The sequence below is a fragment of the Odoribacter sp. N15.MGS-14 genome (assembly GCF_000980245.1).
Classification (GTDB): domain Bacteria; phylum Bacteroidota; class Bacteroidia; order Bacteroidales; family Marinifilaceae; genus Odoribacter; species Odoribacter splanchnicus.
Map to the genome: position 1 here is coordinate 16,378 of NZ_LARE01000005.1, position 20,938 is coordinate 37,315.

21 protein-coding genes are annotated in these 20,938 nt (G+C 42.1%); 10 read left to right on the forward strand and 11 right to left on the reverse strand.

Annotation, left to right across the window (positions count from 1 at the left end):
- Positions 1-11: 11 nt before the first annotated feature.
- On the reverse strand, positions 12-2,078 hold the full coding sequence (locus tag WS34_RS01740; protein ID WP_286693590.1) for a beta-L-arabinofuranosidase domain-containing protein: 2,067 nt from the start codon (positions 2,076-2,078) through the stop codon (positions 12-14).
- 230 nt (positions 2,079-2,308) lie between these two features.
- Between WS34_RS01740 and WS34_RS01745 the strand changes: the two genes are divergently transcribed.
- From WS34_RS01745 to WS34_RS01755, 3 genes are all read left to right on the forward strand, one after another.
- Positions 2,309-3,448 carry an aldose epimerase family protein gene (locus tag WS34_RS01745; protein WP_046402762.1) on the forward strand — a complete coding sequence of 380 codons (1,140 nt, stop codon included), beginning with the start codon at positions 2,309-2,311 and terminating at the stop codon, positions 3,446-3,448.
- Between the two features lie 138 nt (positions 3,449-3,586).
- Positions 3,587-4,570 carry a family 43 glycosylhydrolase gene (locus tag WS34_RS01750; RefSeq protein WP_286693591.1) on the forward strand — a complete coding sequence of 328 codons (984 nt, stop codon included), beginning with the start codon at positions 3,587-3,589 and terminating at the stop codon, positions 4,568-4,570.
- 46 nt (positions 4,571-4,616) lie between these two features.
- Complete coding sequence (locus tag WS34_RS01755; RefSeq protein ID WP_286693592.1) at positions 4,617-5,621, forward strand: family 43 glycosylhydrolase; 1,005 nt, start codon at positions 4,617-4,619, stop codon at positions 5,619-5,621.
- Positions 5,622-5,691: 70 nt separating this feature from the next.
- Here the strand turns inward: WS34_RS01755 and ychF are convergent, their stop codons facing one another.
- Complete coding sequence (gene ychF / locus WS34_RS01760; RefSeq protein WP_013610581.1) at positions 5,692-6,792, reverse strand: redox-regulated ATPase YchF; 1,101 nt, start codon at positions 6,790-6,792, stop codon at positions 5,692-5,694.
- Positions 6,793-6,933: 141 nt separating this feature from the next.
- On the opposite strand from ychF, the gene WS34_RS01765 reads away from it, so the two are divergent.
- Both WS34_RS01765 and WS34_RS01770 read left to right on the forward strand, forming a co-directional pair.
- The gene (locus tag WS34_RS01765; RefSeq protein ID WP_286693593.1) at positions 6,934-7,515 is read left to right on the forward strand and encodes a Crp/Fnr family transcriptional regulator; all 582 of its coding nucleotides are present in this window, start codon (positions 6,934-6,936) and stop codon (positions 7,513-7,515) included.
- A gap of 105 nt (positions 7,516-7,620) precedes the next feature.
- Positions 7,621-7,974 (forward strand): lipocalin-like domain-containing protein, encoded by a 354-nt coding sequence (locus tag WS34_RS01770; protein WP_046402765.1) that lies wholly within the window; start codon positions 7,621-7,623, stop codon positions 7,972-7,974.
- A 21-nt stretch (positions 7,975-7,995) separates the two neighbouring features.
- Here the strand turns inward: WS34_RS01770 and WS34_RS01775 are convergent, their stop codons facing one another.
- The 8 genes from WS34_RS01775 to WS34_RS01810 form a co-directional block, all read right to left on the reverse strand.
- A complete protein-coding gene (locus WS34_RS01775; protein WP_013610578.1) occupies positions 7,996-8,613 on the reverse strand; it encodes a DUF5715 family protein in 618 nt (205 codons plus the stop codon).
- Positions 8,614-8,627: 14 nt separating this feature from the next.
- On the reverse strand, positions 8,628-9,128 hold the full coding sequence (locus tag WS34_RS01780; RefSeq protein WP_041556231.1) for a DUF4252 domain-containing protein: 501 nt from the start codon (positions 9,126-9,128) through the stop codon (positions 8,628-8,630).
- Between the two features lie 25 nt (positions 9,129-9,153).
- On the reverse strand, positions 9,154-9,651 hold the full coding sequence (locus tag WS34_RS01785; protein WP_013610576.1) for a DUF4252 domain-containing protein: 498 nt from the start codon (positions 9,649-9,651) through the stop codon (positions 9,154-9,156).
- 7 nt (positions 9,652-9,658) lie between these two features.
- Positions 9,659-10,117 (reverse strand): PG0215 family putative anti-sigma factor, encoded by a 459-nt coding sequence (locus WS34_RS01790; RefSeq protein ID WP_013610575.1) that lies wholly within the window; start codon positions 10,115-10,117, stop codon positions 9,659-9,661.
- Positions 10,107-10,610: a GFO_1088 family ECF-type sigma factor gene (locus WS34_RS01795; protein ID WP_013610574.1), complete on the reverse strand. Its 504-nt coding sequence runs from the start codon at positions 10,608-10,610 to the stop codon at positions 10,107-10,109. Before WS34_RS01795 ends, WS34_RS01790 begins: the two co-directional genes overlap by 11 nt.
- Before the next feature lie 123 nt (positions 10,611-10,733).
- Entirely contained in the window at positions 10,734-12,761 is a 2,028-nt protein-coding gene (locus WS34_RS01800; protein ID WP_013610573.1) for a protein-disulfide reductase DsbD family protein, read from the reverse strand.
- 320 nt (positions 12,762-13,081) lie between these two features.
- Positions 13,082-14,626: an Rne/Rng family ribonuclease gene (locus WS34_RS01805; RefSeq protein WP_022160284.1), complete on the reverse strand. Its 1,545-nt coding sequence runs from the start codon at positions 14,624-14,626 to the stop codon at positions 13,082-13,084.
- 208 nt (positions 14,627-14,834) lie between these two features.
- On the reverse strand, positions 14,835-15,140 hold the full coding sequence (locus WS34_RS01810) for an HU family DNA-binding protein (RefSeq protein ID WP_445557737.1): 306 nt from the start codon (positions 15,138-15,140) through the stop codon (positions 14,835-14,837).
- A gap of 284 nt (positions 15,141-15,424) precedes the next feature.
- On the opposite strand from WS34_RS01810, the gene WS34_RS01815 reads away from it, so the two are divergent.
- The 3 genes from WS34_RS01815 (at position 15,425) to gldD (ending at position 17,974) form a co-directional block, all read left to right on the forward strand.
- Positions 15,425-15,874, forward strand: coding sequence for a single-stranded DNA-binding protein (locus WS34_RS01815; protein ID WP_046402769.1), 450 nt, complete (start codon positions 15,425-15,427; stop codon positions 15,872-15,874).
- Between the two features lie 201 nt (positions 15,875-16,075).
- Entirely contained in the window at positions 16,076-17,371 is a 1,296-nt protein-coding gene (gene gldE / locus WS34_RS01820; protein ID WP_087381965.1) for a gliding motility-associated protein GldE, read from the forward strand.
- Between the two features lie 33 nt (positions 17,372-17,404).
- Positions 17,405-17,974 carry a gliding motility lipoprotein GldD gene (gene gldD / locus WS34_RS01825; RefSeq protein ID WP_022160937.1) on the forward strand — a complete coding sequence of 190 codons (570 nt, stop codon included), beginning with the start codon at positions 17,405-17,407 and terminating at the stop codon, positions 17,972-17,974.
- An 8-nt stretch (positions 17,975-17,982) separates the two neighbouring features.
- Here gldD and WS34_RS01830 read toward each other — a convergent pair whose 3' ends face one another.
- Entirely contained in the window at positions 17,983-19,551 is a 1,569-nt protein-coding gene (locus WS34_RS01830) for an alkaline phosphatase family protein (RefSeq protein WP_013610557.1), read from the reverse strand.
- 233 nt (positions 19,552-19,784) lie between these two features.
- Here WS34_RS01830 and WS34_RS01835 point away from each other — a divergent pair, with 233 nt between their 5' ends.
- A complete protein-coding gene (locus WS34_RS01835; RefSeq protein WP_013610556.1) occupies positions 19,785-20,408 on the forward strand; it encodes a hypothetical protein in 624 nt (207 codons plus the stop codon).
- A gap of 30 nt (positions 20,409-20,438) precedes the next feature.
- Positions 20,439-20,909 carry an Lrp/AsnC ligand binding domain-containing protein gene (locus WS34_RS01840; RefSeq protein ID WP_013610555.1) on the forward strand — a complete coding sequence of 157 codons (471 nt, stop codon included), beginning with the start codon at positions 20,439-20,441 and terminating at the stop codon, positions 20,907-20,909.
- Positions 20,910-20,938: the final 29 nt, after the last annotated feature.

The window sequence follows — 20,938 nt, forward strand, 5'->3', positions numbered from 1 at the left end:
ACAAGCTTTTATTATTCAGATACGGCAGGGAAAGCAGAAATCCGCAAACGGGTAGCTCCCATCGGTATTAAGGTAATATTTTCAATTTGCGGGGATTTCGGGGCATCTGCTTCGGGTAGTACAGCGCACAACCCATACTTATCGATCTTCCACGAAGGAATCCGGCGTCCCTGCGCTTTCACTTCCAAGGGGACATTCCCGGGAGTAAACGGGAAATTATCCGACGGCCAGGCTTTTTTCACCACTTCAAATCCTTCCAACGGATTCTTTTCGCCTAATACCAGTGCATAATTCCAGGCAGTTGTCGGATGGATCTCATAAGAAGGCCAATTTTCAGCATCTGCTCCCTTTTGCCATTTCGAATCACCGATAGCCGTCTCACGACTATCCTTCCGGATAAATTCCTCGCCGATTTTCAGCGATAAAGTCAGAGGACCGTAATTTACACTGACGCTATTCTTATTCACCTGCCAGGTACGCATAGTCAGGTGCATCGGCAATACCAGTTCCACCCGGTCACCATTTTTCCAGGTCCGTTCGATACGGAAATACTCCCCGGCCACAGGAGAGACTTTCACCCGTTTGCCATTCACTTTCACCTGAGCTTTCGCGGTCCAGGAGGGAATCCGCAGATAAAACGGGAAATTCACATTTTCTTTCGTATCCATCGTAAAGGCAATGGTTTCTTCGAACGGATAGCGGGTTGTTTCTTTCAAAACGATCTCTTTGCCATTCCCCACTTTAGCTTTAACCTGACAAGCTCCGTAAAGAGCGGCCACCAGACCGTTATCCGGAGTAGCCATCACCAAATGTTCGGTATAATAAGGCCATCCCTGTGCGTGATTATGCTGGCAACACCGGCTGCTAAAAGGATTCATCGCCAGGAACGGTCCTCCGTTGTCGATCCCGGGGTTGTGATTCTGCGCATCACTCAACACCTGATTGGGGGAAGTGATATAACGCAGCGCCTTGAAATCAGGCATCACCGCTGCCGGATAAGAATTGAAGGCCACGTCTTCACACTGTTCTGCCCACATCGGATCGCCGGTGATACGCATCATCAATTCGTCGGAAGCCATTTCCTCGACAAACCCACAGGTTTCAGTACCTTGCCGGGGATCGATACATCCCATCCGGGCATTTTCATCGGCCCCGAACATACCGCCCGGCACCTGCCCGAAACAACGGCGAATCAAAGCATGTACATTATAACTGGCAGCTAAATGGGCCGAATCACCCGAAAGCATATAATAAGTGGCCGGTTCACGAAAACACTGTGCTACATTCACATTATGCCAGTTGGGTAAACGGCTGTCCATCGTCCAATCGGCCGTACAACGGTGAATCTTCTCCGCCAGTTCCAATAAAAATGAATCGCCGGTAATATTATACAACCAGTACACACTCCAAAGGTTATCACCTCCCCGGCTATTTTCCCAGTAATCCCTCAGAAATTTACTGTCATCGACCGTCAGCTGCCATTTGAAATAATTGGTCATCAAGTCGATCACCCGCTGATCGCCGGAATATTCATAATAAGACTGCATGCACCACAACATAATCATGTTAGCCCACAATTCCCGGCGGCCGTCCCGTTCGTTTACCGGTCCGAAATACCCATCCGGTTGTACACTTTTAAAAACTCCTTCCAGCCAAACTTTCGTCTCGGCAATCATTTTAGGATCGTTCAGGATATAGGCCAGATTACCGTATCCTTTCAACCAATAGGGAACCTCTTCCCAACCATGTTGTCCGCCGGAAGTCAGCCAGGCATTGTCATTTTTTTCCAACCAGGCACTGATTTCTCCCAAATGTCCGGTCAGCCCGTCTCTCTGCAGTTCCAGGTATTTCCTCAGCCACCCTTCGGGCTGAATGCTCCCGACAGGCAATTTAATAAACTGTAAAGGTTTCAAAGGAGCCCGGCTACCGGTATAATTCACATTGGCTACCTTGGTCGAAGGACGTTCCACTACAGCTATATGCTCTTCGTCAGCCGAACGAAAACCGGTGAATAAAATACCCGTTGCCAATAAAGTACCTGCACAAACCGACAATGATTTCGTGAGTAAATTCATCATATCATATTTTAGGTTAAAAATTTCAATAGCGTAAAAATAATTCTAAAATGAAAGAAAAGGTAAAAGAATCTAACCATTAAATATCAATATCAGGTAAAAATCAAGTCCGGAATCCGCCTTCAAAGGTTTAGTTTGATCTGAAAATACCATTTTATGACATAATTCTACTAGTATTCTATCCGGATTATTTCTTACTTTGTAACAAACTTACACACTAAATATTTTAATATATGAAAAAAAGACTACTCATCGTATGCTGTGCTTTATGCTCTCTGACGGCTTGTAACAGTAAGACCGATACGGGCACGACCTTATCCGGATTAAAAAAAGCAGATTTCGACACGACGGTTTCCGGAAAAAAAGTCGCTTTGTACGAACTGAAAAACAAAAATGGTGTAGAAGTAGCGATCACGAACTACGGAGGTCGTATCGTTTCTATCTGGGTGCCCGACCGAAACGGCAAGTTTGGTGACATCATGCTGGCCCACAGTTCTATCGCCGATTACATCGCCGACCAGGGCGGTAATTTCGGAGCGCTGATCGGACGCTATGGCAACCGGATCAATCAGGGACGTTTCACCCTGGACGGCCAGGAATACCAATTGCCTCAAAATAACTACGGTCACTGCTTACACGGAGGCGACACCGGATTTCATCACCGGATCTGGGATGCAACCCAACCCAATGCCCAGACTTTAGTCCTGAGTTGTGTTTCTCCCGACGGAGAAGCCGGTTTTCCGGGAACGCTGAAAACAACGGTAACTTACAACTTGTCCGACGACAATGCACTTCAGATCAACTATGAAGCAGAAACCGACAAACCGACGATCGTCAATCTGACCAATCATGCCTATTTCAACCTTTCAGGAGATGGTAAAACCACCATTCTGGATCATCAGTTGACGCTGAATGCCGACCATTATACTCCGGTAGACAGTACGTTTATGACTACCGGCGAAATCGCTCCGGTTGAAGGTACTCCGATGGATTTCCGGACAGCAACCGCAATCGGTGCCAGAATCGATAATTACGATTTCGAACAATTGAAAAACGGTCACGGTTACGATCACAATTACGTTTTGAACACCCAAGGCGACATCAGCCAAGTTGCAGCCAAAGTGTACGACCCTAAAAGCGGGCGCACCCTGGAAGTATATACTGACGAACCGGGTATTCAATTTTATGCCGGTAATTTCCTCGACGGGACTGTAAAAGGTAAACACGGTATTTACTATCCTTTACGTTCTGCTCTTTGCCTGGAAACACAACACTATCCCGATTCACCCAACAAAGCCGACTGGCCTTCGGTCGTTGTACGTCCGGGAGAAAAATACCACAGCACCTGTATTTATAAATTCGGTGTAGAATAACCGATAGTTCCTGTTATTATAACAAGGAGTTAGCCAACCAATTTATAAAGTTAAAACGGTGACAACAGTTAAAACGGTAACAAGGGTTAAAACTGTATAGTCACCGTTTCCTTTTTGATTATTATGACTTCAATATCTATGAAAATAAGATTCATCTTCCTACTTCTCCTCTTTTGTTCTCTCCACATCTATGGAATAACACCCCAAATTAAAGTTTACCGCAATCCGGTTCTGGCCAGGTCGACTCCGGATCCTACCGTGATTCAAGCTCCCGACGGTATGTTTTATTTATACGCCACCGAGGATATTCACAATACACCGATCTATAAATCTCCGGACCTGGTGAACTGGACTTTTGTCGGAACTGCTTTCACCGACGCGACACGTCCGACTTTCGAACCCCAAGCCGGTTTGTGGGCACCGGATATCAATTACATCGATGGGAAATACGTGTTATATTATGCGATGTCCCGATGGGGTGGCGAACATACCTGCGGCATAGGATGTGCCGTCGCCGATTCGCCGGAAGGACCGTTTGCAGACCAGGGAAAACTTTTCAGGAGCAATGAAATCGGAGTTCAAAATTCTATCGATCCCTTTTATATCGAAGAAAACGGAGAGAAATACCTGTTTTGGGGAAGTTTTCGGGGTATTTATTATATCGAATTAAGCGAAGATGGGCTTCATATCCGTCCCGGTGCAAAACCGACGCAAATAGCAGGAACGGCCTACGAAGCTGTATATATTCATAAAAAAGGAAAATATTACTATCTGTTCGCTTCTATCGGTTCGTGCTGTCAGGGAGAAAAAAGTACCTATACTACGGTGGTCGGCAGGTCGGAAAGCCTGTTCGGGCCTTACATGGACAAAAACGGTCATTCCATGCTCGACAATCACCACGAGGTGGTCATTCATCCCAACGCAAGTTTTGCCGGTACGGGGCACAACGCCGAAATTATGACCGATAAGAAAGGCGACGACTGGATTTTATATCACGCTTATATCCGGGATAAAGCCAAACAAGGGCGAGTACTGATGCTCGACCGGATACATTGGAAAAAGGGTTGGCCTTACGTGGAAGGAAATATGCCGTCGAATGAAGCCCAGGCTCCCAAATTCTAAATGTATCCTTGTAAAGCTTTTGTACTAATCTAATCACTCTACAGCCATGAAAATTTTATTTTTCATTCTATTCCTGCTTTACACCATGAGTTTGTGGGGACAACACCAAGCTCCGGCTCCCCTATTCCGGGATCCGATTACCGATGGAGCTGCCGACCCGGTACTTATCTGGAACCGGACTGAAAAAAACTGGTGGATGCTTTACACGCAACGCCGGGCAAATTCCGAAACCGCAGACGTCGCCTATTGTTATGGGAATCAGATCGGTATAGCCTCTTCCGACGACCATGGTCAAAGTTGGGTTTACCGGGGCACTCTCGACCTGGATATCGAACCGGGACACAACACATTCTGGGCACCGGATGTCGTGTATCACAACGGTAAATACCATATGTTCGTATCTTATATTCAAGGCGTACGCAATCATTGGAGCGGGAATGCCTGTATCGCCCACTACACTAGTAAAAATTTATGGGACTGGAAATATGCAGGAAAACCACAGATCAACTCCAATATCATCGATCCTACCTTATACCGGACTCCCGACGGTACTTGGAAAATGTGGTACAAAGACCAGAACCGCGGCTCTGTGACAATGATGGCCGAAAGTAAAAATCTAAAAAAATGGATTACCCACGATCAGCCGGCAATTGGAGGGAATGCCCATGAAGGCCCCAAAGTATTCCGTTTCAGCAATTATTACTGGATGATCACCGATGAATGGCAAGGTTTGCGGGTATACCGTTCCACCGACTTAAATACCTGGGAAAAACAAGGATTGCTCCTGGATAAACCAGGCAAGCGTTTCCAGGATACTCCTCAGGGAGCACATGCCGACGTCGTTGTGGCCGGAGATAAAGCTTATATATTCTACTTCACACACCCGGGACGTAAATCACATACCGAAACCCGAAATGATGAATCAGGCAACCTACCGTATCAATACCGGAGAAGTTGTATTCAAGTAGCTCCCTTGACCATCCAGGACGGCCTTCTAATCTGTGACCGCAATAGCGATTTCGACTTCTATCTACCTAACGAAGAAGACTGATGAAAAATCGATCACGGGGACGGGGCAATTGTGCGAAAATTTCGCACAATTGCCCCGTCCCCGTGATCGATTATACATTAAATCTAAAATTCATCATATCTCCATCCTGCACCACATAATCTTTCCCTTCTACCGACATTTTGCCGGCTTCTTTGCATTTCGTTTCGGAACCGTATGCAATGAAATCATCGTATTTGATCACTTCGGCCCGGATAAACCCTTTTTCGAAATCGGTATGGATAATACCGGCCGTCTGAGGTGCTTTCATACCTTTACGGAAAGTCCATGCCCTCACTTCTTTCGGGCCAGCAGTAAAATAGGTCTGAAGATTCAATAAATGATAAGCCGTACGAATCAGCTTGTTGACTCCGGCTTCCTTTAGTCCCAAATCTTCCAGAAACAATTGTTTTTCTTCGTAGGTCTCCAGTTCTGCAATATCAGCCTCAATGCCTGCCCCGATAATCAATACTTCGGCTTTTTCATTTTTCACCGCTTCACGAACAGCATCTACATATTTATTTCCCTTCACAACCGAGGCTTCGTCGACATTGCAAACATACAATACGGGTTTATTGGTCAATAATTGCAGGTCTTTGGCCGCTTCCTGTTGTAAATCGTCCAATACGACGGTACGGGCAGACAATCCTTTCTCCAAGGCAGCTTTATACAGATGAAGTACTTCAACCAAGCGTTTAGCGACCGGATCCCCACCTGTCATAGCTCTTTTCTCCTCTTTCTGTAAGCGATTATCTACTGTTTCCAAATCTTTCAACTGCAATTCAGTATCGATAATTTCCTTATCCCTCACCGGATCTACACTACCGTCCACATGTACGATATTATCGTCATCGAAACAACGTAACACATGAATAATAGCATCCGTCTCACGGATGTTAGAGAGAAACTTATTACCCAATCCTTCGCCCTTACTGGCTCCTTTCACCAGGCCGGCAATATCGACAATTTCAACCACAGCAGGAACCACATTCTGCGGATTCACCAACTCGACCAGTTTATTCAACCGTTCATCGGGAACAGTGATCACCCCGACATTGGGCTCTATCGTACAAAAAGGGAAATTGGCGGATTGCGCCTTCGCATTACTCAAACAATTAAACAAGGTAGACTTTCCAACATTCGGCAGTCCGACAATACCACATTGTAAACCCATAATATATTTTATTTTTATAATTACCTATGATTCCTTCCCTTCCGGGCGTGCAAAGATAATCAATTTTGAAAGATAATTCAATATTAAAATGTGAGGCTTTATTTGTATCTTCGTCCGGATAAACAGTATGCCGCAAGCTTCATGTCAGATATCGATATCCATATAAAAGAATTGGAGTTCCTGAAAAATATTATCCTAAAACACGGGACAAGAACAGAAATCAAGAAAAATAGTTTTTTTATCCAAAGGGGACATTTTTGCCATGAGATAGCCTATATCGTCCGGGGAAGCTTCAAATTTCTCCGCCATGACGCTAAAGGTGCAGAACACATTATGGCTTTTGCTTTCGAGAAAGAAATTATATCCTCCTACCTGCCTTCCCGAAAGGGTTGTGACGCTTTATTGGATGTAAAAGCTTTAGAAGATTCTGTCGTTATCCAGGCCCCTCTGGAAACCTTACATCCTTTTCTTCAAATATCGGTCGACGGTGAAATTTATGTACGTGCATTCGTCGAATCGTTGGCCTTCGACTTTCTCAAAAAAATAATTTCCCTGCATTGTGATACCCCCGAGGAACGTTATCTCCAATTACAAAAAAGAGTTCCCGATATTTTGAACAGGGTTAATCTCAAAGAAATTGCTTCTTACCTCAGAATCACTCCCGAGACATTAAGCCGGATCAGAACCCGTATTCTCTACGAATCCAGAAAAAATCTTGATTAAAATCAAGATTTTTTCTCTTTCTCCAAGACAAGTTCGTCATTTCACCTATAGAATTTTATTTTTGCTATCTCCTTAAAAACAAACAACTATAAAATAAAATGTGATATGAAAAATTTTACTTTAATCGCTTGTCTGACTTTAGGCCTGATATCCTGTTCCAATACAGGTTACGAGAAAAAAATACTAGGTTCCTGGTGTGAACCCATCCCCGGCAGAGCCCAGGATGTACAAGGAATAAAATTTCAGAAAGACGGGAAAGCCAGTTCGATCAATATGGCCACTCTTCAATACAAAAGCTGGAAGATAAACGGAAAAACACTCATTCTGGAAGGAGAAAGTACCGGCAACCGTCAAACCTTACATTTTTCAGACACCCTGAATATCATACAGCTCGACAAAGACCAGTTGATTTTAAAGAAAGGAGTCGGTTACCAAATTCATTACAAAAGGTACAACTAAGAATGAAGCGCACCTGTTCACTTAACGAACAGTGATGTGAAAGCACCCTTGTTTGAATTCGTAACGGACATAACATTTCTTTTGCTTGCGCAAATCTTGCAAAACCTCTGCCAACACAGACTTTAATTTATCGGTTTCTTCTTTTTCGGCTCCTTTGTAACGGGCATATGCAACATCGAAAGTAGTTCCATAAACATGAGCTGAGTTGGCACTGGCATTCACATTTTTCTTCCGCAACTTTTTCACATTCCCGGTTGTTCTCAACACACTGGTCACGATGATCTTACGGGAAGAGAGGCCTTTACTGGAAAGGGAATCCTGAAAATTCCGGCCAATCGTCTTCAATAATTTCTCTGCCCGGGGAACCAAATAAGGGATAGAATGGGTCAATTCATCTACCTGATAATAACGACAGGAGCCGATTTTATCCAACTTTCCCATTTGCTCTTCCAACAATTCGTCAGAAGTAACCGGTTGTATCCCCCATTGTCGGGCAGCCTTCAGATGCTTATCGTTCAAATCGTTAAATGTACGTTGATAATTCCGGAAATATCGGAATTCTCCTTGTTTTTTCTTTCCACCACAACCACACGTTAAAAATATCAGCAAACCGATGAAAATATACTTCAATATCTGCATATCTGTTGTCCTTTTCAGTGGCAAAGATAACTAATCTGAGAAGTTTTAGCTAATTTTTGAATAGCTGCCAGATCGAATTTTCCTTTTACTTGCAGAAATACAACTTCCTGTTCTTCATCGACAACCGATACAAAAACCTGATGGACTTTATTTTTAACCGTTTGCATATAGAGTTTCACCTCCGATCCATCTTCTTGTACACTGATCAATTCCTCGAGTTTGCTAGCCCGGACAAATGCCCGGATATCTTTACATAGCATTTTACTTTCTTCTCCGCTACAACTCAATATGCGGAAAGAAGAACATTGCCGAATCAATGCATTTATATCGTTCGCTTCTTTCCCGATAAACCAGGAAGCCAAAAGACAACCCAAGCCATCCATTCCGAACGATCCGACATTTTCCGAATCCTGATATTTTTTGCACAATTGTTCGAACTCTTTGTTATTCTGAGCCCAAGAGGGGATTACCCAACCTCCGATTAAAATCAATACGAACAAACTTTTTTTCATCATCCCAAAGTTTAAAATTCGACACACTCTATTTCTTTACTTTTCCGAGGTACTCCATACCTTCCACATTTACTGCTTTAGCCAAACGGGAGATTTTTTTCAAATCGATCACCCCACAAAAGCTCATCAACATAAACTCTTCCTTTCCTCCTACCAATATCACCAATTCGACAATCTCCTTATTCTTTTCCCGGACATACATCCACACCTGTTCTCCTTCTTCCAGAATGCTCATCAATTCCTCATATTCAGGCTTTCGCTTCTGAAGCATCGTCCGTACTTCCTGAAAATACCGGTCTGTTTCCTGTTCTGTTGTCAGCATTTTCATACCGGTCAAATTTCGGATAATACTTTCCGTTTCAGCATCCGTGATCTCTGAAATCATTTGAAACATCCTGGAGCTGATATTGACCTGTGTAAAGACTTTATTTTCTTTCGTCTTGGCCAAAAAATCGCTTACCAGATCCTGGGCCTGGACACTACAGGTTCCTATCAAAAATAATCCAATGCATATCCACTTTTTCATTACCTATTTATTTTATATATCGGTTTATCCATTTCATTTCGTCCATATTCTCTTCCAACAGTTGTTGTCCTCTGTTCATCTTCGAAGATACAAAATTCAAAGCCTGCCGGACTTCGGCCAGTGCCTGTTCGGGAGTCTGACAAGTATCCTTTTGCGGATTCCCTATATCGATCAATACCTGGCTTACCCCTATCAATAACAACAACACCGCAGCCACCCGAAGCCCTTTTCTCCATCCGGCAGGACGTTTATTGTAGATGGAAGCCAAAATTTTCCGGTCGAAATCATTTCCTAACCCGATTTGTCTTTCCCCTTCCTGAAAGATGAACAGCTCCCTATATTCGGCCAATTCTTCCGGCATTTGCCGGCAATGCTTATAAAAATAACGCAGTTCTTCTTCTTCGGGTAAGGTGGTTTCACACTTCCAGTACTTATCCAACAACCCTATGATCCGATCATAATCCATAATTCTCCATGTTTAAAATCCATGTTTTAATTTTTTTCCTGGCCCGGAATAAATTCACTTTCACCTGTTCTTCCGTCACCTGTAAAGTTTTCGCAATATCCCGATAACTCAGTCCTTCCATATCTCTCAATTGGACGACATCCCGCTGTAAACCGGGTAATCCGTCAATCATCCGATATAACAACTTCATCTTTTCGGTACGGATTATATTTTCCAACGGTTGTTCCTGCACTTCCTGTTCATATGCCCCTTCCAACTCCTTGCTCCGATTGTCTTTCAAGACCAATCGGTTTAAAGCCAGATTCCGGGCCATGGTGTAACAATAAGCTGCCAGATTTTCAACCTTTCCTTTTTCATCCCTCCACACCTTCAGCATTACATCCTGAACAATATCTTCGGCCTCTTCTTTGCTTCGCAGAATACACCAAGCCACCCGAAACAACCGATCCTTTAAAGGAAGTACCAGAGATATAAATTCATTTTTATCCATCATTCAAACTCACTTACAATACTAAGACAGTTGAAAAGATTAAAAGTTACATAAAAGACCGAATTTTCGGAAAATAAAAAAGGTACCCCGTTTCCGGGGTACCTGATCGATCAGTCAAAGAGTCAATTAATTATTTCCTCTTTTCTTATATTCTTCCAAACCTTGTTTCAAAAATTCAACGAAAGCATCTTTATCCAGGTTATGTCCTCTTGGAGCAGCCAGTATATGCGGTCTCAGATCATTATCGTTGCCGCCGCGGCTATCCAACAAAATGTAGTTGGGCTGTGCATTGGAATCGAATTTCTTGATCTGAAAGTCAGCATTTTTCTTGCCTAATGTTTTCTTTTTCTTTCCGTCATAATCGGATACATACCATTCACTTTCAGGTAAAGTAGTCTTGTCGTCTACATACAAAGCCACTACGACATAATCGTTTTTCAACATATCCAATACACGCGGATCGGACCATACCGATTGTTCCATTTCGCGGCAATTTACACAACCGTGTCCTGTAAAGTCGATAAAGAGCGGCTTGTTTTGAGCTTGAGCACATTTTAAAGCCTGATCATAATCGAAATAGCCATCCAAACCATGAGCTAAATGCAAGAAATCGGAATATTTCGGAGCTTCACAAGCGTCAGACTTCTTAGCTGTTCCGGTAGCAACACCACTGACAGAAATCTGCTTTACATTATCCCGTACAATCCGGTTGATATCGAAGTCGATGGTTTCCTGAGGCGGGAAATAACCGGCCAAAGCTTTTAAAGGAGCACCGAACATACCCGGAATCAGATATACCACAAAAGTGAACGTAGCGATGATAAACGCCAGACGGGGAACACCGATGTATTTCAGTTCGCTGTCATGTGCAAATTTGATTTTACCCATCAGGTACAATCCCTGCAAAGTAAAGATCGTTACCCAAATAGCGATATATATTTCACGGTCGAGTAATCCCCAGTGGTAAGTCTGGTCGGCAACCATCAGGAATTTGAATCCTAAAGCAACTTCTATAAAACCGAGTACCACTTTTACAGAGTTCAACCAACCTCCTGATTTCGGCAGGTTGCTTAGTTTTGAAGGGAAGAAAGCAAAGAAACCGAAAGGTAAGGCTACAGCGATAGAAAATCCCAACATACCGATAATCGGACGCAGTACAGATCCTCTGGCAGCCTCAACCAGTACAGTCCCGACAATCGGAGCTGTACAAGAGAAAGATACCAATACCAAAGTGAAAGCCATGAAGAAAGCTCCGACATATCCGCCTTTATCTGCCTGTGCATCCGATTTATTTACAATCCAGGAAGGTAATACAATCTCGAAAGCACCGAAGAAAGAAGCTGCGAAAATCATAAAGATCACAAAGAAAAATACATTAGGCACCCAATTGGTACTTAACCAGTTGATAAAATCAGGACCTAATAACATAGAAATAATCAATCCCAGAGCGGTATAGATAGCGATAATCGACAAAGAGAAGAAGATCGCTTTTGCTTTCGCCTTTGCTTTGTTCGTATCTCCGTGCATAAAGAAAGATACAGTCATCGGAATCATCGGGAAAACGCAAGGCATCACCACAGCAGCCAAACCGGCTACGAAAGCCCCCCAGAAAAATATCCACAAAGACTCGTCTTTAGTCGAATCACTGGAAGAATCGGTTGCAGCAGCAGCTTTTACTTCAGTTTTAGCAGCAGGCTGATCACCGATCTTGATATCGAACGATTCGTCGAATCTCACACATTGTCCTTCGCGGCATACCTGAAATTCGATTTCACCTTTTACAGCAGCAATAGCCGGATCGGTTACTTTAATTTTTTGAGTAATGACATATTCAAGTTCGAACGACCAAACGTCCACACCGAATACATCGTCATGTTCTTTTTTGGGTTCGTTCTCTGTTGCTTTTCCAACCAATTCGATCCCTTTTCCGGCTTCTTCAAAAGTAACAGTTGTAGCCATAGGACCACCTTCGGGCGTATACATCGAATAAATATGCCATCCCGGTTCTAAAGCGGCCTTAAAAACAAGTTCGTATTCATTATTTCCCAGACTCTTCTGAGAATATGACCATTGAGCCGGATTTTCTACCTGTGCCGAAACAGTAAAAATACCCAGCATGAACGTCAACAAAAAAGCAAACAATCCTTTTTTCATAAACTATTAAGTGTATTATTAATTAATTTTCATTCTTGCCTCTACACCGTCTGATGCAAAATCTCCATACAAAAATATTATTAATTTTTTTTCACACTAGACGCAAATACAAGTTTAACATATAATTAATGGGTATGCAAACGTTTTTCAAGTTTCTTTAAGAAGGCCACGGACAATCTCTGTCCGCTGTATTTTCATAAGTTGACAGCCATAGCATATACACCCGGAATCCCTCTTCTCAGCAATATAAAATCCTCCCCTGATCAATCCTCCTTCCCAACCGGACGATCGATCTTTCCACTTTTCACCTTTACTTTTTTCTAATTCTCCAACTCCCGGTTATAGCGGTTATAGAAATGGTATTCGTAGATATAATAGGAAGGGACATCAACTATTTTCAGTGAAATATGATAACGGAAAGCCCATTTCCGCCGCATGGACAGTAATCCTTTTTTCAGGTAGGCACCGACAAAAGGGTGCACTTTTAAGATAATACGTTTGTTTTTCTTCTCACATACAAAAAATTCCAATTCATCTTCAATCTTATCGATCACCAGAATAGCGGCTTCCGCTTTACCGGTACCGTGACATACCGGACACAGTTCGGTCGTATCCACAGTCATAGCGGGGCGTACCCGTTGGCGGGTAATTTGCATCAACCCGAATTTACTCAATGGCAGGATCGTATGCTTTGCCCGGTCGATTTCCATACATTCCTTCATTTTATCGAACAATTTCTGGCGATTTTCCGCCTTTTGCATATCGATAAAATCAATGACGATAATCCCTCCCATATCCCTCAACTGCAATTGCCGAGCCACTTCTTCGGCTGCTGCCAGATTGACTTCAAGGGCATTCGTTTCCTGATCGTCCCCCAGTTTGGTCCGGTTACCGCTATTCACATCGATCACATGGAAAGCCTCCGTATGTTCGATAATCAGATAGGCTCCGTTTTTAAAGGAAACCGTCTTTCCCAAAGAAGATTTGATTTGCTTATCCACACCAAAATGGTCTAAAATCGGTATCTCAGGAGAAACATATTTGACAATATCCTGCTTTTCCGGAGCAATAGTAGTCAGAAAATGCCGGATTTCTTTACTCAGCGTGATATCGTTGACATATACATTTTCGAAAGAGGGATTCAGGATATCCCGGAGTATGGCACTGGTACGATCGATCTCTCCTAAAATCAATTTCGGAGGTTCTATCTCCCGGATGTGTTTAAAAGCCGTTTCGAAACGTTCGACCAATTCTTTGAGCTCACTATCGAAAACAGCTACTTTCTTTCCTTCGGCGACAGTCCGGACGATCACGCCATAATTCTTCGGTTTGATACTTTCGATCAAACGTTTCAGTCTTTTCCGTTCTTCCGGAGATTTTATTTTTTGGGAAACCGACACTTTATCGGCAAAAGGCATCAATACCAGATTCCGTCCTGCAATACTCAGTTCGGAAGTCAAGCGGGGTCCTTTGGTAGAAATCGGTTCTTTGGCCACCTGAACGGCCACCCATTGTCCGACTGTCAGAATATCGGCAATTTTCCCATTTTTGGGAATTTCCGGTTCCAGTTTCAACTTCGATACCGGCATTCCTTTTCTAGCTATACATTGTTTGATATAGCTATCCAGCGAATGAAACTGGGGACTCAAATCCAGATAATGTAAAAAAGCATCCTTTTCATACCCTACATTCACGAAAGCAGCATTCAATCCCGGCATGATTTTCTTCACTTTTCCGAGATAAATATCCCCGACAGCAAATTGCATACTGGTCTTTTCCTTTGTCAATTCGATCAGTTTCTTTTCTCTCAACAGGGCAATGACAATTTCATCTGCTTTGACGTCAATAACTAACTCACTACTCACAACTTTTATCTATTTAAGATACCGTATTACATTATCTTTTAACCAAATAAACCTAAAGACGTGTGCCTTTAGGTTTATATCTTTACTCACAAACGCGAAGAATTTTACTTCTTCTTATGACGATTCTTTCTCAGTCTTTTTTTCCGTTTGTGGGTAGCCATCTTATGTCTTTTTCTTTTCTTACCGCTTGGCATAAATTCCTCCTTTCTTATTTTTTAACATTACCCTTTACGTCGTTAACAAAACTCTTGGATGGTTTGAATGAAGGAATAAAATGTTCCGGAATTTTGATAGTTACGTTTTTAGAAATATTACGGGCTGTTTTTTCAGCTCTCTTCTTCACAACGAAACTACCGAAACCTCTTAAATACACGTTTTTACCCTCAACAACGGAATTTTTAATTGACTCCATAAAAGCCTCCACAGTTGCTTGCACAGCTACTTTCTCAATCCCGGTCGTTCTCGAAATTTCGTTAACAATATCCGCTTTTGTCATTTTCTTTAAATATTTAATATTCAATAATTTATTTCTTCTCGTTCAAATTTCAGTCTGCAAATATAAAGCTTTTCTATTAAGAATAAAAAAAACGGGATGATTTTTGTCATTTTTTTCTGAATCAGATTTTTTTCCTTAATTTCGCTTTTCTGAAAAAAATCATGCAGACGATGTATCCCATGTCCGTTTTTTTTCGTAACTTGTGTAAAATTTCAGTTAAGAAATTTACACGTGTATATGGGCTTCGAACAATGATTCACTCATTATCTGCTTCAATTATTTAAATAATTTAATTAGGACGCATTATGGTAAATAAGGTAATTTTAATTGGAAATGTAGGTGCTGATCCGGAAGTCAGATACCTGGAAGGCGGAGTAGCGGTTGCCAATCTCCGTCTGGCAACTACGGAAAGATATAAAAACAAAAACGGCGAAAACATCGATCAGACCGAGTGGCATAACATCGTATTATGGAGAGGATTGGCTGAAATCGTCGAAAAGTATGTCAAAAAAGGAATGCGTCTTTATATCGAAGGACGGATTCGTACCCGTTCCTGGGACGACCAGAATGGAGTAAAAAGATATACGACCGAAATTTATGCCGATAATATGCAAATGTTATCTTCCAGACAAGACGGTGAGGCCACAGGAAATGCTCCCAGATCTTATACGCCGTCGGTTTCAAGTAGCACTTCAACGACCGCTACTCCTCCGATGAATACACCGGACGATAACGACGATCTGCCATTTTAAGGCTGAAAGGCGATAAGCTATAGGCTATAAGCGAAAAGCGAAAGGTGAAAAGCTATAAAAATAAAGTTTTTCAATTATCTTTGTCCCAGTATAGCCTGGAGTTTTAATCTTAAAGCTCTGGCTTTTCAAACTCATAGCAATCAGCTTTTAGCTTATAGCTTATAGCCTTTAGCTTAATTTGTTTAACTAATTCATTTCATTTTGGAAACAGACGCTTATGACGCGGCACAAAGTATATTCCGCGGAACTTTCGATCTTGCAGACATTGTTTTTCTGATTATTCTTCTATTCCTTCTGTTATGTTCAGCATTAGCTTCTGCCTCAGAAGTAGCCTATTTCTCTCTATCTCCCGGAGAATTAGAAAAATTGAAAGAAAAAGGTTACGATAAAGTAGCCAATCTTCACCAAAAGCCGAATCTATTACTATCGACCATTCTGATTACTAATAATTTCGTAAATGTAGGTATAGTCATTCTATCGACTTATCTGGTTAATTCTTTATTCGATTTTTCGGGTAATCCTGTGTTGGGATTTATCATCCAGGTGATAGGGGTCACTTTCATCATCCTTTTATTCGGTGAGATTATACCCAAATTATACGCTAATCGCTCACAGGTAAAAATGGCCATTTTTATGGCAGGTCCTTTGACTTTCCTCACTTATCTTTTCCGTCCTTTATCGACCTTATTGATCCGGTCAACTTCCCTTATCAGCAAACGAATGGCCAAAAAAGACGGCTTATCCATGGATCAGTTATCCAAAGCCCTGGAATTGACCGAAGATGCAGAAATCAACGACGAAAAAGATATTTTAGAGGGAATCGTACGGTTCAGCAATATCGCTGCCATCGATATCATCCGTCCCCGTATCAACATTATAGCCCTGGATATCGAAGATAGTTTCGAAGTAGTCAAAAATGTGGTAATCGAACACGGGTATTCCCGCTTGCCGGTATATCGTGAAAATCTGGACACCATCGAAGGTATTTTGTACGTCAAAGACTTGCTTGCCCATCTGAAAGAGCCTCAGAATTTCGCATGGCAATCGTTGATCCGTCCGGCCTATTTCGTACCGGAGACCAAAAAAATCAATGATTTGCTGGAAGAATTCCAGGTAAAAAAGGTCCATATGGCCATCATCGTCGACGAATACGGAGGAACTTCCGGGATCGTAACCATGGAAGATATTCTGGAAGAAATTGTCGGAGAAATCAACGATGAATATGATGAAAAAGAAGAAACCTATACGAAATTATCCAACAACACCTATATTTTCGAAGCCTGTACTCTATTAAATGATTTTATTAAAATCGTAGATGCAGATCCGGATAGTTTCAAAGATATCGAAGGAGAAGCCGATACCCTGGCCGGTTTGATTCTGGAAATCAAGGGAGAATTGCCCGGAAAGAACGACGTAATCACTTATCAAAGCCATAAATTCACAATTTTGGAAGTCGATAACCGCCGGATAAAAAAAATCAAATACGAAAGAAATTGATACAGGTTTACTGAAAAATAAATACCTCATGTGATGCTAAAAACAGCTTTTATTCTATTCTTACTCCTGGCGTCGGGTTGCAAGGACCAATATACTCCCAAGCCTTACGGATATTTCAGGATCGACTTTCCTGAAAAACAGTGGGTCGCTTCTCCCGACACTCTACCCTATTGTTTCGAGCAATCGGCACAGGCCATCTTGGAAGCCGATCCCGATAAGCAGGCAGAACCAGGGTGGATGAATCTTTCTTATCCGCAATACAACGCCAAACTCCATCTCTCCTATAAAGAGATCAACAACGATACCGCCCTGAATCATTATCTCGAAGACTGTCATCATCTGGCCTATACGCATACGATAAAGGCCGAATCGATCAACGAAAAATATTTCAAGAATCGGGAAATTTTCGGACTCATTTATTATATCGAAGGAAATACCGCTTCTTCCACTCAATTTTTCATCACCGATTCCACCCGTCATTTTCTGCGCGGAGCTTTATATTTCAACCAGCACCCCGATAAAGATTCTTTGGCTCCGGTCATCGATTATTTACGGGAAGACATCGTCACTCTGATGGAAACACTCCGCTTTAAAAACAAATGAAAAAACTTCTATTTCCCGGCCGTATAGGGAACCGGTACTTCCAGTATACGACACAACATCGGTAACAAAGCGGTCATTTGACACTCCTGAGGTAAGTCCTGAGGTACCCCAGCCCCATACAGATAAAGCGGAACCCGGTTTCTCTTGCTATAGCGCGCATAATTGTCTTCCCGTTCCTTTAGGGTTGGAATCCAGGTCGGTACCAAGGAATACAAAATATCTCCGCTCCGTTTCTGAGAAAAAGCATTCTGAAACAAGACTTCCTTACCTGCCGACGACGCATTATGAGTCAAGGAATAAGCAGTCAGTACATGTCCGACCCCCTCGAATTCGATCATAAAATCAGCGATCTTATCCTGCATCTCTTTCAAAGAAATTTTTTTCTGTTCGATCAACTGACGATCCAGGTAAATTTGTTCGGCATCATAATCCAAAATCCATTCCCCTTCTCCATATACCAGGTTCAAGAAAGACTTCAATAAGGCAACGGCTTTAAAAATACTGAAATATCCGGAGGTCAATCTCATCTTGGCCAATTCTTCCGGCAACAATTCACGGGCTTCGGAAAAAGTTAGAAAAACGGTATAATTTCCTTTTCCCACCCGGCTATCCAATTCATTCAAAAGCTTTTCGACATCCCGGTCCAATCGCATCACGACATCCTGAAATTCGCGGGAATATACGCCATAATCCCGGTTCATATAGTCCAGACAGGAAAAATTCAGTGCCAGTAAATCAGCATCGTTATCATGCCCGAGTTGCTCCGTCTTGAGTAATTCAAGCGCTAAATCCGTCACCAGGGTATTAGCATAAGGAGTAGCTTTTAAAATCCGATAGGTATCGAATTTCCGTTTCGCCTGTGCCAAATCGTAATAAAAATTATTTCCCAAACCGATCTTGTTCTTCAAACGCAGGGAGGTTGCATTACCATCCTCATCCCCCAAAGCCATCCACCCCCGGCGAATAAAAAAATCGCTTTCCATTTTGGCATTATAAGCCTGCAGCCACCCCGGCAACGAATCGGCATAATAATCGGAAGAGATCCATTTACCTGACTCTTCACTCAACCAAATAGCCATATTCGCACAGCTTCCTCCACTCAGAACCGCCTCTTCCCCATTGACAGCAACACTATATACTTTCGAAAAAACATTATTCATCTTCATAGCACATCCGAGTGTCAAGGCTTGTAAGCCTTCAGGACTAAGCCCTTTGACTCCATCTTCCCCCAACATCAGGCAGTTATCCGAGATCACATTATTCTGCCGCTTTCCTCTCAAACGATCGTACCAATCGTGAGCGATCACCCCATGTTCGGATGGCAATAAACCCGTATAAATCGTTGCCTGATCCACTCCGGTCTGCGAATACAGATACCGATAATCGGCCATCATCTCTCTACCTTGCCCACAAATTCTCTTCAAGCCTCCTTCTGCCAAATCGTTCTTATAAATAGTTACCCACTCCGGATAAAAATTACTGACTGTAATCCCTACGATCAATTTCGTCTTATTCTCAGCAGCCATCGATACCATTCCCTGCAGTATCAACAAAAATCCCAGTATCCCCTTTTTCATTTATTTTCAAATTAGATATCACAACCCTTGATCGTACAAAGGTATAAAAACAACCTTTAAAATAGTATGTCTCCCCATGAAATCCTATCAAAAACAGAATTGAAACAATTTTCTTATTATCAACTATATTTTAAAAGAAAAAAGATCGAATAAATAATAATTTACAACTTTAAATTGGCGCTATCCCATTTTGTTTATTATATTTACGGCATCAAACCGAATTTTGCAGAACAATGACAGAACAGAGATTTCAACTGGCAGAAAAATTACGAACCTATATTTCGAAATACGGAATTAATGATTTCAACGAAGAACACTTGCAAAAGGTGGGCCTGACCTTAGAGGAATTGAAAGAAAATTTCACCGACCGCAAAGACATTGTCAAAGCCATACTGGAGCATGAACGGAGATGTTTTGAAGAAATCTTCAATGAATACAATTTCGAAGGGTGGAACGCTATCGATATTATGTTGATCGTCAGTGATGAAATCAACAACCGTTTTTTCAATGTATCTCCTTCATTCACCATTATGTTATCGAAAGCTTTCCCGGATATTTTCGAAGAACATATGCAAATGCGTTCAGATTTTATCTATGAGAAGATTAAAATCAATATCGAGAAAGGCATGGAACAAGGCATGTATAAGAAGGATATTTCAAGCGAGATGATCGCCCGGATGTATATCGCCAAACTAAACGATATTCATAATCCGGATATTTACCCTCCGGAAGGATTTACTTTTGCAACGATATTCAATAATTTGATAGACGGAGTCATCAAAAACATTACCAACGAAGAAGGAAGAAGATATTACAAACAACGCAAACAATTGTATAGTATTCTGAACTTCAGATAATCTCATTTTACTAATCAATACCTAAATGCTATGAAATACCAGATCGATGATATAGACAGAAAAATTCTATCCTATCTTGTAAAAAATGCCAGAGTACCTTTTTTGGAGATTGCCCGTGAATGCGGTATATCCGGCGCAGCTATTCACCAAAGAGTGAAAAAAATGGAAGATGCCGGCATCATCGAAGGTTCACGATTCATTGTAAAGCCACGCGCACTGGGATTCAAGATTTGTGCTTTCATCGGGGTCATTCTGGATAATGCTTCCCAATATAAAAAAGTTGTCAAAGAAATAGAAAAGATCCCTGAAGTAATCGAATGCCATTTCATCACCGGTCACTACTCCTTTTTCCTGAAAATCCGGTGTAACAGCCACCAGCATCTGATGGATATCCTGATCAATACTCTGCAAAATATTCCCGGTATTGCTAAAACCGAATCTTTCATCTCCCTGGATCAGCTCATCGAAAAACAGGTGGATATTTGTACGGAGGAACAATAAAGGCGAAAAGGCTTAAAAGCTAAAGGCTA

Excerpts from the sequence above, each read along its gene's own strand:
- WS34_RS01740 (WP_286693590.1), bottom strand. The coding sequence starts at position 2,078 with ATGATGAATTTACTCACGAAATCATTGTCGGTTTGTGCAGGTACTTTA.
- WS34_RS01745 (WP_046402762.1), top strand. The coding sequence starts at position 2,309 with ATGAAAAAAAGACTACTCATCGTATGCTGTGCTTTATGCTCTCTGACG.
- WS34_RS01750 (WP_286693591.1), top strand. The coding sequence starts at position 3,587 with ATGAAAATAAGATTCATCTTCCTACTTCTCCTCTTTTGTTCTCTCCAC.
- WS34_RS01755 (WP_286693592.1), top strand. The coding sequence starts at position 4,617 with ATGAAAATTTTATTTTTCATTCTATTCCTGCTTTACACCATGAGTTTG.
- ychF (WP_013610581.1), bottom strand. The coding sequence starts at position 6,792 with ATGGGTTTACAATGTGGTATTGTCGGACTGCCGAATGTTGGAAAGTCT.
- WS34_RS01765 (WP_286693593.1), top strand. The coding sequence starts at position 6,934 with ATGTCAGATATCGATATCCATATAAAAGAATTGGAGTTCCTGAAAAAT.
- WS34_RS01770 (WP_046402765.1), top strand. The coding sequence starts at position 7,621 with ATGAAAAATTTTACTTTAATCGCTTGTCTGACTTTAGGCCTGATATCC.
- WS34_RS01775 (WP_013610578.1), bottom strand. The coding sequence starts at position 8,613 with ATGCAGATATTGAAGTATATTTTCATCGGTTTGCTGATATTTTTAACG.
- WS34_RS01780 (WP_041556231.1), bottom strand. The coding sequence starts at position 9,128 with ATGATGAAAAAAAGTTTGTTCGTATTGATTTTAATCGGAGGTTGGGTA.
- WS34_RS01785 (WP_013610576.1), bottom strand. The coding sequence starts at position 9,651 with ATGAAAAAGTGGATATGCATTGGATTATTTTTGATAGGAACCTGTAGT.
- WS34_RS01790 (WP_013610575.1), bottom strand. The coding sequence starts at position 10,117 with ATGGATTATGATCGGATCATAGGGTTGTTGGATAAGTACTGGAAGTGT.
- WS34_RS01795 (WP_013610574.1), bottom strand. The coding sequence starts at position 10,610 with ATGATGGATAAAAATGAATTTATATCTCTGGTACTTCCTTTAAAGGAT.
- WS34_RS01800 (WP_013610573.1), bottom strand. The coding sequence starts at position 12,761 with ATGAAAAAAGGATTGTTTGCTTTTTTGTTGACGTTCATGCTGGGTATT.
- gldD (WP_022160937.1), top strand. The coding sequence starts at position 17,405 with ATGCTAAAAACAGCTTTTATTCTATTCTTACTCCTGGCGTCGGGTTGC.
- WS34_RS01830 (WP_013610557.1), bottom strand. The coding sequence starts at position 19,551 with ATGAAAAAGGGGATACTGGGATTTTTGTTGATACTGCAGGGAATGGTA.
- WS34_RS01835 (WP_013610556.1), top strand. The coding sequence starts at position 19,785 with ATGACAGAACAGAGATTTCAACTGGCAGAAAAATTACGAACCTATATT.
- WS34_RS01840 (WP_013610555.1), top strand. The coding sequence starts at position 20,439 with ATGAAATACCAGATCGATGATATAGACAGAAAAATTCTATCCTATCTT.